This is a genomic window from Pseudodesulfovibrio senegalensis (assembly GCF_008830225.1).
Taxonomy (GTDB): domain Bacteria; phylum Desulfobacterota; class Desulfovibrionia; order Desulfovibrionales; family Desulfovibrionaceae; genus Pseudodesulfovibrio; species Pseudodesulfovibrio senegalensis.
Genome location: NZ_WAIE01000008.1, coordinates 1 through 13,142, shown reverse-complemented (window position 1 = coordinate 13,142; position 13,142 = coordinate 1). Strand labels below are relative to the sequence as shown.

Sequence of the window (13,142 nt, the reverse complement as noted above, 5' to 3'; positions counted from 1 at the left end):
CGGCAGCAAATGTATATGTGTTTTTGTTTCGCGTTGATTTTCAAGGAAATTTTGTGCGTTTGGGGTGATGTGGCCTGATAGTTTTTCGTATTTCGGATGCGGGTCCGCGCTCGATTCGGCGCGGACCCGTCATGTGTTCTGATCAGAGCAGGAGCATGCGAACCGGGACAAGGCAGGGCGAGCCGGATTCGGGGTGCGAGCTCGGGTCCTGCGGGTCGGTGTCCGCATCGTATTCCTGCTTGTTGGTGTAGCCGTCCGAGTCCGCGTCTTCGTCGGCGTCGTCGAGCAGCGGATTCAGGGAGTGGGCCACCTCCCAGCCGTCGTTCATGCCGTCGGAGTCCGAGTCCTCGTCATTGGGGTCGGTGTCGGCGTTGTATTCTTCAAGGTTGGTCAGCCCGTCGTTGTCCGGGTCGGCTGCAGCATCGTTGGCCAGCGGATTCAGGGAATGGGCCACTTCCCACCCGTCCTCCATGCCGTCGTTATCCGAATCCGAACGGTGCGGGTCGGTTCCGGCCGCATATTCGGCCACATTGCTCAGGGAGTCGTTGTCCGGGTCTTCGGCAGAATCGTCCACCAGCGGGTTGAGGGTGTTGTCCAGTTCCCACTTGTCGGGCATGCCGTCGGACTCGGTATCCGGGTTGGCCGGGTTGGTTATGTGCTGGAATTCTTCAAGGTTGGTCAGACCGTCCGCGTCCTTGTCCAGCGCCGCGTCGTTCACATGGCCGTCCAGCCCGTAGGTCACTTCCCAGCCGTCGGGCATGCCGTCGCCGTCCGTGTCCGTGCCCATGTCCGGGGTAAAGGTGGCCGTGAAGGTGTTGTCCTGCGAATAGCCGGCAAAGAGATAGCCGCAGCGGCCGTTGGCCGGTTCGGAAACACCGTTGACTACGAAGTTTTCCGCAAGATAGCCGAAGTCCGGGCTTACATTCATCAGCAGGTTGTAGTTTTCCAGCACACCGCTCAGGTCGGCGGGCGTGATTTGTCCGCCGTGAGCCGGGGCCGCGTGCATGAAATGGTATGTCGCCATGCGCGTGGGTGTGCCGGGGATCGGTCCGCCGATGCCCATGGAGGCGTTCATGGTCAGGCCCCATGCCATGAGCGTGTTGTCCGTTGTGCGGGCCATGCCTCCGGCGCCGCCCGCCTTGGCGTCGATCCATTCATGGTCCAGCCCCACCTGCACCGGGGCGTTTTTGTTGGATTGGGTGTTGTCGCCCAGCTGCCAGCCGGTGTTGATTCCCCATGCCCACATGGCGGTGCCGCGCCGTCCGAACACATGGTATGAACCGGCGGATATGGAGGTCCAGTCCGTTGCCGTGCCCACCTGTGTGGGCGATGTTGCGTCGTTGTTGTGGCCGAGACCAAGTTGGCCGTAATAGTTGTCGCCCCATGCCCAGAGCGTGCCGTCGGTCTTGAGGGCCAGACTGAACGCATAGCCCGTGGCGCAGGTGGCCCAGTCCGTGTCCGTGCCGACCTGCACGGGCTGGTCGTGGGGCGTGGTGTCACCGGTGCCGAGCTGGCCGTTGGAATTTTGTCCCCATGCCCACAGGGTTCCGTCCGTCCGGATGCCCAGTGAGTGGCTGCTGGCGGCCGAACAGGTTTGCCAGTTGGTGTCCGAACCCACCTGCGTGGGCGAATATTGCGTGGTGGAACCGCCCACGCCCAGTTGGCCGTTGGAATTCTGTCCCCATGCCCACAGCGTGCCGTTGGTCTTGATGGCCAGCGAGTGCATGTATCCGGCGGAAAAATCGGCCCAGTTGGTGTCCGATCCGATTTGTGTCGGAACCTGGTTGGTCTGCTGGGAGCCGTTGCCGAGCTGCCCGTTGATGTTCAGGCCCCAGCTCCAGAGCGTGCCGTTGCCCTTGCGGGCCAGGCTGTGATTCTGCCCGGCCGAGCAGGCTTGCCAATCGGAGTCGCTGCCCACGCGCGTGGGTGAAACACGCATGACGGTATCGTTCAGGCCCAGCTGGTAAAGGGAATTGCGGCCCCATGTCCAGAGCGAGCCGTCCAGCACGATGGCCAGCGTGTGCGGGAGGCTGGTGTGCGGGGAGAACGAGACAACGGCCACGTCCGAGAGCACGGCCGCACGCGGCTGCAAATGATTGATTTCGGTCAGCAGTTGGCCCGAGCCATTGGAACCCCACGCCCATGTGTTGCCGTTGTTTTTTCCGGCAACGGTGAAGTTCGTGCCCGCCGACACCCATGCCCAGTCCGTGTCCGAGCCGACCTGAACGGGTTCATTCTTGTTGCGGGTGGTTCCGTCGCCCAGTTGACCGTTTTCGTTGTTGCCCCAGCTCCAGAGCGTCCCGTCGGCCTTGAGGCCGAGGCTGTGCGTGGCGCCCGCTGTGCAGGACGCCCAATCAGAATCGGAGCCCGCCTGCACCGGGGCGAGTTGGTTGCTCCACGTTCCGTTGCCCAGTTGGCCGGAATTATTGTTGCCCCAACTCCAGAGCGTGCCGTCGGTCTTGCGGGCCATGCCAAACTGGTTGCCCGCCGCGCAGGAGTCCCAGTTGGTGTCCGAACCCACCTGCATCGGGGCATACTGCATCGTGGTGTTGCCCAGCCCCAGCTGTCCCACGCCGTTGTCGCCCCATGTCCAGAGTGTGCCGTCGGTTTTCACGGCCACCATGAACCCCTGGCCCACTTGGCAGGTCTTCCAGTCCGTGTCCGTGCCCACCTGTGTCGGCGTGCGTTGTACGGCCGTGTCGCCGTGTCCGAGCCTGCCGTTGGCGCCCATCCCCCATGTCCAGAGGGTCCCGTCCGTTCTGATTCCCGCTGCCGCCCACAGGCCCGCGTCAACGGATTGCCAGTTTGCGGCCGTTCCCACTTGCGCCGGGGAATTATGCCTTGTGGTGGTTCCGTCTCCGAGCTGGCCGTAGTCGTTGTCGCCCCAGCTCCAGAGCGTGCCGTCGGACTTGATTCCGTAACCGGCGTCGTAGCTTATGGCCACCTGCGTCCAGTCGGCATCCGTTCCGGCCTGCACCGGGGAGCGGCTGGAGGAGTATGTGCCGTCGCCGAGCTGGCCGTAGCTGTTGTTGCCCCAGCCCCAAAGCGTGCCGTCCGGGCGGATGCCCATGGCCGAGTTGTTGGCGCAGTCTATGGCGGTCCATGTCTGTATAAGGGAAATGTGTTCGGGGCTGGTGGCGGGCGTGGTGTTGCCGTTGCCCAATTGCCCCTTGGCGTTGGCCCCGAACCCCCAGAGCGAGCCGTCCTGTTGCAGGAGCATGGCGTGGCTTTTGCCGGAGGCGGCCAAGGCCCAGTTCGAGGCCGCTCCCAGAGCCTGCGGAACCCGGTATTGGTCTTCGGTGCCTGTGCCGGTCACGTACCGCCATGCAGTGCCCCATATCCACAGGGTTCCGTCCGTTTTTACGGCAATGCCCTGATTGGCGAGATGGCAGTTCACCTGTTGCCAGTCCGCTGCCGAGCCGACCTGCGCCGGGCTGTTGCGGGGCGTGGTGGTGCCGTCGCCGAACTGGCTCATGCCGTTGTCGCCCCATGCCCAGAGCGTACCGTCGGTTTTCACGGCCAGCACGAACGCGTTGCCCGCGCTCACGGTCTGCCAGTCCGTGTCCGTGCCGATGGGCGTGGGGGCGGCAATGGTGTCGTCTGAGGATCCAACTCCGGTTTCGCCGGAAGTGTTCTTGCCCCAGCCGTGGAGCGAGCCGTCGGTTTTCATGGCGATGTTGCTGTCATCTCCGGCCACGGCCAGTTTCCAGTCCGTATCGCTGCCCACCTGTTCCGGGGTGCTGTGCAGGGGCTGGCCCGGCATGCCCCATGTCCAGAGCGTGCCGTCCCGCTTGCAGGCGACCATGTGCGTGAATCCGCCCGAAACAGAGCTCCAGTCCGTGTCCGTGCCGATCTGGAGCGGTTCTTCGAATTTGCCCCAGTAGGGCATGTCGCCCCATGCCCAGAGCGTGCCGTCCGCCTTGATGGCATAGGAGGCTTCGCTCCCGGCCGAGACCGACACCCAGTCGCTGTCCGACCCGATCTGCTCGGGCATGGACCGTCTTTCCGAGGTGCCGTCCCCGAGCTGTCCCTGATTGTTTTCACCCCATGTCCAGATGGTGCCGTCCGCCTTGAGCAGCACGCTGTGCTCCAGTCCGGCTGCGGTCTGAACCGTTCCGGCGACGCTTTGGGCATGTGCGGAAAAAGGGAGGAAGAAGAAAAATGACGCCGAGATGACGGCGCAGCACAAGACGGAGCCCACGGTGTTTTTCAACATGACAATCCTTTCGGGCCGCAGCGCGGCGAGTGTGCGAATGGCGCGCAACCGGATTGCGCGACCGAAAATGTCGGTTTTTCTGTATGAGAAAAGTGCCCACCAACAAGACAATCCCCAATCGGAATCCATAGAGCATATCTTGAAGAAGCGGTCAAAGGCGTTAGAATCGGGCGGGCGGGTGTAAAAAGGCCCTCTTGCCGTGCGGCACGAGGGCCTTTTGTGTCAGTTCAGGAGCAGCAGCGGTATGTGCGGCAGGCCGACGCTGGAGGATCCGGTGGTGAATATTTTGTCTTCCCCATAGGTGGTCCCGAAGGTCGGGGTGCTCACCCGCACGCGGAAGTGGTATTCGGTGTCGGGAACAAGGCCGGTGACGGTGGCGCTCATGGCATGGTCCAAGCCGCCGGATATCGGACTCTGGTCGGCCGTGACCTCGTTGCCGTAACTCGTGGTGGTGCCGTATTGGAAAACGATTTCACCCGTATCCCCGTTGGCGTTAGCCTCGGCGTTCAGGGTGGCTTGGGTTGCCTGGATTCCGGTAGCGGCCCCGGTGCTGGCAAAGGGAATTGGCGTGTATATGTAGGCTGCGCCTTGCGCGCTGTCTGCATACGGGGCACCGACAAGGGCATAATTGCCCCAGATGCTGACGCTTTGCGCGAAGTTGTCGCCTGAGGCGCCGTCCGATGGGGTCATTTTTTCCTGGCTCCAGGAGTCGGTGCGGTCAAAGGCGTAGGCCGCGCCGGTGTCAGATGCTTCGGCTATGGCTCCCACCAGAACCATTGCCCCGTTCAGGCTTGTGCTCGTTCCGAACCAGTCTCCTGCGCTCCCGCCGTTGGCGCTCAGTTTCTGCAGTTGCGACCACGAAGAGCCGGAGCGCAGGTAGACGAATGCCGCTCCCTTCTCCGCATCATCACCCGGCGCCCCCACAACCGCGTATTCGTCGTCGATGGCCACGCCCGATCCCAACGAATCACCGCATTCCCCGGTTGCCAGAGTGGATTCGTCCCATGAACTGCCGTTCCAATGATAAATGTATGCGGCGCCTGCGTTGCATGCGCCGGTTCCCTCCTCGTACCTCGGCGCACCCACGATGACGTAATCGTCGTCGATGCCTACCGATTTTCCGAAATGGTCGTCGGATTCGCCCGTGCTTGCTGTCAACGCGTTCCCGAGCGAGAGCCAGCTGCCGCCATCCTCGTAATAGACATAGGCGGCCCCTGTTTTGGAGTCCTCGCCGTAGGAGCCGACAACCACGCGGCCGTCGTCAGCCGCCACGGAGCAACCGAAATAGGAATTGATGTGTGATCCGTAGCCGGTGAGTCGCTGTGCCTGCGTCCAGGTGCCGTCGGTCAGCTTGAAGACATAGGCGGCCCCTGCATTGGTCAGGGTGATGTCTTCGCCGAATCCTGAGCGTATGTATGTTTCGTTGGGGGCGCCCACCACAGCATAGTCCCCATGCACGGCCACAGACAAGCCGAATCGCGCGCCTTCCTTGGGTTCGTCCGCGACCAGCCGGGCCACCTGGCTCCATGAGGAACCGGAGCGCAGGTAAACATAGACCGCGCCTGCGGCGGCCAGGCTTCCGACGGCTTCCCCGGGCAGGCCTATGAACGCGTAATTTTCTGAAAGGCTGACCGCCGCTCCGAAATAGGCACCGCCTGTATTGGGCGACGGTATTTCCTGTTCATGGGAAAACGGATCAGCCCAGGCGAGGGCAGGGAATACACTGCCAATCACACAGAGCAGGACAAGCAGCAGGAAAAAACGTTTGCCTTGCATCGTCATATCTCCAGTGTTTTTTGTGTCACGTCCGGGCCGGGGAGCGGCCCTGTATGCACATGCTGATCTTCATGTTTAGATCAGTCGTCCAGCAACAGGAACAGGATTGCGGTGTTGGCTTGGGCCGGTGCCTCGTAGGCCCCGATGTCCGAAGCCCAACCTTGTTGGCGAGGGCTTCCGCGCTGGTCCGTAAGCACCGTCACTCCTTGATCGGTTTCCGCAGGGCCGCCCGCGTTGCGCAGCAGGCTGGAGCCCGTAAAGGCTCTGGTGCGGGTCACGCCGCCGTTGAAGCTCAATGCTTCAAGCCCGGTGGGCAGGGGCGAGGCGGCTGTGCCCACCTGATCGTTGCCTGTTCCATCCACAAAGCCGCTCAGGCCGTCGCCCGCGCCGATAAGGTTGTAGCCGTGGCTGCTGAATGTGCCGGAAAGTTCCGCGCAGTCCTCATTCGCGGGGGTACTGGTGCCCACGAGGTTTTCCGCCACGGCGCAGCTTTTGACCAGCACGGTGGTGGTGCCGTCCTTGACCAGACCGCCGCCCTGCCCGATTCCGTTGTTGTCGGCGTCGGCCGTGTTGCCGGTTATGGTGCAGTAGTTGAGATGGAAGGTGCAATCCCCGGAGAGCTGTTCGCTGCAATAAATGCCGCCTCCGTCTCCATCGGAACTGTTGCCGTGCACAGTGCAGTTGATCAGGGTATAGTCGTTATATTGTTCTTTGAAGGAGATGGCGCCCCCGCTGCCTACCGAGCTGTTGTTCATGAACAGGCTGTTGGTGATGTGCCCGGTGCCACCCAGATGAGCCCCGCCGCCCGTGTAGGTTTCGCCTCCCGAATCGTTGTTGCTGAACGTGGACCGGTCGATGCCCACGGAGCAGATGGCTGACGTGTGGAGTCCTCCTCCGTCGCCGTCTTCGGCCGTGTTGTTGTGGATTGTGGATGTTGTGATGCTCAGTGTCATGGGACTGAGAAAGAAAATGCCGCCTCCGCTCAGTGAGGCGGTGTTGTCCAGAATGGTGGTGTTTTCCACGGAAAGGTTGCAGTTGTCGGAAGAAACGAAGATGCCGCCGCCGTAATGTGCCGAATTCTGATGGATGGTGCAGCTGTCCACCGTAACGTTGCCTCCAGGCATTTCACAAAGGATGGCCCCGCCGTTGGCGTTGGCTCGGTTGTTGGAGATGGTGCAGTTGCGCACGGTCAAGAGCGTTGCCGAGCTGGCGATGCCGCCGCCGGCCCCGCTGACATTGTCGGAGATGGTGCAGTCCTCCACCGTCAGTGGGGCTGAGGCATAAATGCCGCCTCCGTAACTGACGGACCCTGCCCCGGTGATGGTGAGCCCGGTTATCGTTGCGGATTGAGTGACCGAAAAGATCCGGCAGCCATCGGCGCGGATGGTCAGTTGCTCTGCGCCCGGGCCGGTGATGGTCAGGTTCGGCGTGGCGGCCACGAGCTCTTCGGTGATGGCTATTTCGGTTGCGCTCGGCGGCAGGTTGAAGGTGATGGTGTCTCCGTCCGTCACCTGGCTGAGGCATCGTCTGAGGCTGCCCGGTACATCCGGGCCCTGTGCGTTGATGACCGTGCAGTCGGCGGCATGTGCCGGAACCACGGGAGAGGAAAGGCAAAAGCAAAGCAAAAGCAATGCGGCTGTGTGCAGAACGCTTTTGGACATCATGGAGATCCTCCGTAAACAAGTATCATTCGTCGATGGATGATCCTCCGGCAATGGCTTCGGCATGGCTGCGCATGAAGGTGACGTGGTTGCTGCGCCCTGGTGACGAATGCCCTTCGGGCATGACAATGCTGAAAGTCGCAGGCCGGGGTTCGGATCCCGCTTCTTTCGATCAGCATTGGAACGTCAGAATCGTGGGCCAGTCTGCACCCGGGGTGCCCGTGTCGGTTTTGCAGCCCGACAGTACTATCAACACCCTGTTCCCTTGCGCGCCTACCGGTCGAACCGGTGGCATCCTTTTCGGCCCGGGGCGGCTTAGTTGTGCAGGAAAGCCGCTTCAAACCGGGATTGCCGATAATCTGCCTGTGTCATGAGGAGTTTCTGTGTGGAGCCGAAACTGAATTATAGAGCAGATCAGTATATTTAGTCTGCACGTATCAGGTTGTGAAATGTTTATCAATGATGATCGGTAAAAAGGGGCTGTACTGGACGGTGCAATACGCGAAACCGGAAGTGAAAACGTACTTTGGAACAAGTGGAGGACATTGGGTGGCGATGCCCGATGTCGCGGGGCCGGGCCTGATCACGAAAAAGGCCTTCATCATTGCTGATGAAGGCCTGTATTTCCAAGTGGTGCCGAGGGACAGAATTGAACTGCCGACACGCGGATTTTCAGTCCGCTGCTCTACCAACTGAGCTACCTCGGCTCCGTGTCGCGGAGAGAATGTCTACCGAATGCACGCATGCTTGGCAAGTTTTTTTTCCACGCTTTGCAAAAAAATGTTCAGTTTTTCGGGTCCGGGCGGTTGCGCGTTTCGTTTCGCTCCCGGCGGCGGTCCTTGTGGCGGACGATACGCCCCGCAATCCAGAGCAGCACGGCGAGCGCTGTCAGGCACAGGGAAACCGTGCGCCAGACCCCGGTTCCGCCGGTCACGGATTCCAGCGTCAGGATCACGAAGACCACGCACAGGATCAGGATGTTGATGATCATGAACGGCTGCATGCGGTCTCCTAGTCGAGCTTCAGGTCGAGCAGTTGCAGTTCGGAATAGAGCAGGTCCACGTTTTCTCGCGCCACGTTTTCCGAGAGGTAGAACCGGGGCGAGGCGATGCGCTCCACTTGCGCGTCCAGCCCCGGGCCGAGGACAAAGCGTTTGTCTGCGGCCAGCACGGCGTCGCCGTCCGGCAGCAGGGCGTTGGCCAGCTCCTGGGCCAGCTCGGTGAACAGTCGCGGGTTGTTGCGATAGAGCACGTCCAGATAGGTGCGCCCGTTCTTTTTCACGGATTCGCGGTAGAGCACGAGGCACTCCTCGCACATGACGCTGGCGAGGCAGGCCTTGATGCCGTAGGGCAGGTTGTCCAGCAGGATGCGCTGCTCCTCGGGCCAGACCCGGTACTGGATGGTATCCGCGTCCGTGATCAGCTCCACGTCGTGCCCGCCGCGCTTGCGCCACAGCAGGCGTTCCTCTTCCAGCGGTTCCATGCCGAAGGTGCGGAACATTTCCACGCGTTTCGGCGACAGGGAAAAGACCGTGTAGGTGGTGTCCGGGGCCTGAATGGCCCGGCGCACCATGGCGCTGCCCAGCCCTTGGCCCCGGTACTCCTTGCAGAGATACCAGGAGGAGAAGTTCACGAACCGCTCGCGGCGGCCCGCCACCACGCGGTGCGAGCATACATGGCCGTGAAAGCCGACGATGCGTCCGGCATCCTCCACCACAAGGCCCATGTCTTCGGGCGAATCGGTCCAGCCCGGTTCGAAAAGTCGTTTCCATCGTTCCGGCTCGAACCTGCTGTTCATGTGCTCGTGGAGCAGTGTGCAGATGGCCGGGATATCCTGTGTGCGGACAGGTCGAATGGTTGGGTTCATTCGAGATTTCCTTGTTCGAAAATGTCCGGTGCCGCCAGCCAGCGGCACGCCGTGTGCGCGTTTGTCGCCTCCAGAAGGGCGTTCATGAATTCCCAGGCGGCTTCGTCCATCTCAAGGTGATGGGTCAGAACGCCGGTGGGTGTGTCCGGGTCGACCGTTTTCATGCGCCGGGAGCGCAAATGGTCGAGAATCTGGTCGGTCACCCGCTGCGCTCCGGCAAAGTGTGCGGCCTTGCCTTTCCAGCGGAGCAGGTCTGCATGCGCCGGCACTATGCGCACGCGGTTTGCCGATAATGGCCCGCGATCTTCCGCGGACATTCCCGTCAGGCCCAGAGCCGGGAAATGCCTGAGCAGGACGGGATCAATGCGATTCCAGGGTGGCACCACTGCGGGAACGAACCGACCCTTGAATCGATCCTTCAGGATTGTTCTGCCGCGTTCCAGGTCGTCGAGGACCGTTTGCAGCGGGCGGTGCAGGCCCAGTTCCCACGCACCGAGTCCCTTGCCGCGCGGCGCATGGTTCACATGTGCATAGCCATGCTGCAACACCCACGCCTGCGGCGTGCCGTGCAGCAAAGCGACCATGGAATCCTCCACACGGGCCGGAATGGCGGCAAGGCTGCACGGGGTATTGTGTGCCCGGCAGAGCGCCAACAGCCGGTCCAGTTCCGGGCCGGCGGCGTGGGCATCGTCGTCCCGCCACCAGAGCGTGGCCGTGCGTTCGTTCGCACGCCAAGCGTCCAGTTCGTTCGCGATGGCCGCCAGTGCGTCAAGGGTCATGCAAGCTCTGATAGCAGAACTCGCACGCAAATGCCACGGCCCGAAACAGGCCTGAAATTTATTTTTGCATACGTATGCCCCGGATGACACGGTGCGTACGTGTCGCAGGGGAGGGGCTGTGATGGACATGAGCACGCCAAAGGGCTATGATCCGCTCTTGGGCCTGCGGGGGCAGCACAAAACGGGCAATTCCGAATGACCAACGATACATACAATATATTGATGTACTCCCATGACACCTATGGTCTGGGACACATCCGCAGGACCATGGCCATTGCGCGCACGTTGGTCCAGCCGGACGTGAACATCCTTATCCTCACGGGTTCGCCCATTGCCGGACGCTACACCCTGCCGCAGGGGGTGGACTTCGTGCGCGTACCGGGCATGATCAAACAGTCCAACACCGTGTATGTCCCCCATTCCATCAAGGTGGCTCCGGAGCAGGCCGTGGCCATTCGGCGCAACATCATCACGGCCACCACCCGCACGTTCAAGCCGGACCTGTTCATCGTGGACAAGGTCCCCACCGGCCTCAAGGGCGAGATCAAGCCCACCCTGCGCTGGATTCGCAAGCATTGTCCCTGCACCCGCGTGGTGCTCGGTCTGCGCGATATTCTGGACAACGCCAAAAACACCCGCTGCGAATGGAACCGCAAACAGTTCACCAAGGTGTTGCGCGACCTGTACACGGAAATATGGGTCTACGGCGATCAGGACCTGTATGACCCGGTCACCGAGTATTCCATTCCCGAGGACATTGCCGAAAAAACGCATTTCACCGGATACATTCCGCGCAAGAGGCCCGAAGTCCGCGTTCCGAAGAAGAAGGAAAAGCTCGTGGTGGTCACCATCGGCGGCGGCGGCGACGGGTATCCCGTGTTGGACAATTACCTGACCATGCTGGAAAACAACGGGTCCGTGGATTTCAGGACACTGATGATCACCGGGCCGTTTCTGCCGGACCACATGCTCGACGACCTTGCCCGGCGCGCCCGCGCCCTTGGCGTGCGTTTCACCGCATTCGTCAAGAATCTGGAAAAGAAGATCGCCCAGGCCGATCTGGTCATCAGCATGGGCGGCTACAACACCTTGTGCGAGATTCTCTCGCAGAAAAAGGTTTCGCTCATCATCCCGCGCGACAACCCGCGCGAGGAGCAACTCATCCGCGCCCGCGTTTTTGGCGAACGCGGACTCGTGGACTACATCAAGTGGGACGACCTTTCCCCGCAGACCATGCGGGCCAAGGTGGACGCCATGCTTGATGATCCCCATCCCTACCAGCAGGCCATGAACCGGTTCTCCATGACGGGACTGGACTTCATGCGCAACCGTCTCGCCGAATTCAGAAAGGAAAAGGAATGAACCCTTCCGATACCCAGCAGAAAACCCTTGGCATGGTGCTCAAGGGATTTCCCCGCATTTCCGAAACATTCATTTCCAATGAACTGCGCCTGCTTGAAACCATGGGTTTCCGCATTCACATTTTTTCCATGCGCTGCCCGCGCGAAAGTTTCAGCCATGATTCGGTCAAGGAGATCAAGGCCGGGGTCACCTACCTGCCCGAGACCATGACCAAGGGGCTGCCCGCGCTGCTGTGGCACACTTTCATGCTCATGCTGGAACGTCCGGGCCGGTTCTTTTCCGGCCTGCGCATGCTCGGCAAACGCTTTGCGCTCGCGCCAAAGAAGTATACGTGGCTCAAGCATTTCATGCAGGCCGCCTTTCTGGTGCGCAAGGCCAAGGGGTTAAACCTCGGCCACATCCACGCGCACTTTGCGCACACGCCTGCCACCGTGGGCCTGTATGCCGCGCATTTCGAGGGCGTGCCCTTCAGCTTCACGGCTCATGCCAAGGACATCTACACGCAGGCCCCGGAGCGCATCATGGACAAGATCGACGCGGCCAGTTTTCTGGTCACCTGCACCCAGTACAACAAGCGGCATCTGGAAGAGGTGGTGCGTTCGGCCAAGCCCGTGCACTGCGTGTATCACGGCATCAACCTCGACCTGTTTTCCTGCAACGGCAGGCCCGCCAAGGCTTCGGCTCCGTATTCCATCATGACCGTGGCCCGGTTCGTGCCCAAGAAAGGGCTGGACATCATTCTGCGCGCCCTTGCCCGGCTGCGGGAAAAGGGCGTGGATTTTCGTTACACCCTGCTGGGCGACGGCGCATTGCGGGACGAAATCAAGGCGCAGGTGCGTGATCTGGGCTTGCAGGATGTGGTGGACATGCCCGGAACCGTGACCCACGATGCGGTCATCGAGCGTTTCCGCACCGCGGATATTTTCGTGTTGGGCTGCAGACAGGCTGCGGACGGCGACCGGGACGGCATACCCAACGTGGTGGCCGAGTCCATGGCCATGGGCGTGCCGGTTGCGGCAACCAACATTTCCGGGGTTCCCGAATTGGTGGAACACGAACAGACCGGACTTTTGTGCGAATCCGAATCCGTGGACGACATGGAGGCGGCCATTGAGCGGCTGCTCACGGACGCGGACCTGCGCGCCCGTGTCATTCCGGCGGCCCGCGCCAAGGTGGAGGCCGTGTTCAACAACAAGGAACTCATTCGCGACCTTGGTGAAATCTACAAGAGCCACGGCGTGCCCTGCGGGGAGTAGGGTGTTTGCGCTGACGCGCGGTCGGGGAATTGATGTCGTAGATTTTTCATGAGTACGTTGCGCTGACGCGCAATCGTACAACTTCCCACCTTATTTGTTCGAGGGGTCTCGCCCCCTCGGGCGACCTCCTTTTTTAAGGATAAAAAAGGAGGCAAAAAATCCTTTATTCCCGTCGCCCCTGAAAGCCCTCGCCGCACCCCGCAACAATCGCCTGCGGGCCGTCGCA

Annotated in this window: 8 protein-coding genes and 1 tRNA gene; 2 read left to right on the top strand and 7 right to left on the bottom strand. The window is 61.3% G+C overall.

Annotated features, from left to right (window positions below; translation table 11 throughout):
- Window positions 1–142: 142 nt before the first annotated feature.
- The 7 genes from F8A88_RS14250 to F8A88_RS14220 form a co-directional block, all read right to left on the bottom strand.
- Complete coding sequence (locus tag F8A88_RS14250) at window positions 143–4,216, bottom strand: RCC1 domain-containing protein (RefSeq protein ID WP_161598435.1); 4,074 nt, start codon at window positions 4,214–4,216, stop codon at window positions 143–145.
- 222 nt (window positions 4,217–4,438) lie between these two features.
- The gene (locus tag F8A88_RS14245; protein ID WP_161598434.1) at window positions 4,439–5,992 is read right to left on the bottom strand and encodes a hypothetical protein; all 1,554 of its coding nucleotides are present in this window, start codon (window positions 5,990–5,992) and stop codon (window positions 4,439–4,441) included.
- An 80-nt stretch (window positions 5,993–6,072) separates the two neighbouring features.
- Window positions 6,073–7,656, bottom strand: a complete 1,584-nt coding sequence (locus F8A88_RS14240) for a right-handed parallel beta-helix repeat-containing protein (RefSeq protein ID WP_161598433.1) — start codon at window positions 7,654–7,656, stop codon at window positions 6,073–6,075.
- A 628-nt stretch (window positions 7,657–8,284) separates the two neighbouring features.
- Window positions 8,285–8,360 (bottom strand) — tRNA-Phe (locus tag F8A88_RS14235).
- 77 nt (window positions 8,361–8,437) lie between these two features.
- Window positions 8,438–8,656 carry a hypothetical protein gene (locus F8A88_RS14230; protein WP_151151847.1) on the bottom strand — a complete coding sequence of 73 codons (219 nt, stop codon included), beginning with the start codon at window positions 8,654–8,656 and terminating at the stop codon, window positions 8,438–8,440.
- A gap of 8 nt (window positions 8,657–8,664) precedes the next feature.
- Window positions 8,665–9,519 carry a GNAT family N-acetyltransferase gene (locus tag F8A88_RS14225; protein ID WP_151151846.1) on the bottom strand — a complete coding sequence of 285 codons (855 nt, stop codon included), beginning with the start codon at window positions 9,517–9,519 and terminating at the stop codon, window positions 8,665–8,667.
- A complete protein-coding gene (locus F8A88_RS14220) occupies window positions 9,516–10,298 on the bottom strand; it encodes a polysaccharide deacetylase family protein (RefSeq protein WP_151151845.1) in 783 nt (260 codons plus the stop codon). The genes F8A88_RS14225 and F8A88_RS14220 overlap by 4 nt, the downstream gene beginning before the upstream one ends.
- Window positions 10,299–10,493: 195 nt before the next feature.
- On the opposite strand from F8A88_RS14220, the gene F8A88_RS14215 reads away from it, so the two are divergent.
- Both F8A88_RS14215 and F8A88_RS14210 read left to right on the top strand, forming a co-directional pair.
- A complete protein-coding gene (locus F8A88_RS14215; protein ID WP_151151844.1) occupies window positions 10,494–11,660 on the top strand; it encodes a glycosyltransferase family protein in 1,167 nt (388 codons plus the stop codon).
- Entirely contained in the window at window positions 11,657–12,916 is a 1,260-nt protein-coding gene (locus F8A88_RS14210) for a glycosyltransferase family 4 protein (protein ID WP_151151843.1), read from the top strand. Before F8A88_RS14215 ends, F8A88_RS14210 begins: the two co-directional genes overlap by 4 nt.
- Window positions 12,917–13,142 lie beyond the last annotated feature (226 nt).

What these genes read in the sequence shown, in the direction of transcription:
- F8A88_RS14250 (WP_161598435.1), bottom strand. Translation starts at nt 4,216, where the DNA reads ATGTTGAAAAACACCGTGGGCTCCGTCTTGTGCTGCGCCGTCATCTCG.
- F8A88_RS14245 (WP_161598434.1), bottom strand. Translation starts at nt 5,992, where the DNA reads ATGCAAGGCAAACGTTTTTTCCTGCTGCTTGTCCTGCTCTGTGTGATT.
- F8A88_RS14240 (WP_161598433.1), bottom strand. Translation starts at nt 7,656, where the DNA reads ATGATGTCCAAAAGCGTTCTGCACACAGCCGCATTGCTTTTGCTTTGC.
- F8A88_RS14230 (WP_151151847.1), bottom strand. Translation starts at nt 8,656, where the DNA reads ATGCAGCCGTTCATGATCATCAACATCCTGATCCTGTGCGTGGTCTTC.
- F8A88_RS14225 (WP_151151846.1), bottom strand. Translation starts at nt 9,519, where the DNA reads ATGAACCCAACCATTCGACCTGTCCGCACACAGGATATCCCGGCCATC.
- F8A88_RS14220 (WP_151151845.1), bottom strand. Translation starts at nt 10,298, where the DNA reads ATGACCCTTGACGCACTGGCGGCCATCGCGAACGAACTGGACGCTTGG.
- F8A88_RS14215 (WP_151151844.1), top strand. Translation starts at nt 10,494, where the DNA reads ATGACCAACGATACATACAATATATTGATGTACTCCCATGACACCTAT.
- F8A88_RS14210 (WP_151151843.1), top strand. Translation starts at nt 11,657, where the DNA reads ATGAACCCTTCCGATACCCAGCAGAAAACCCTTGGCATGGTGCTCAAG.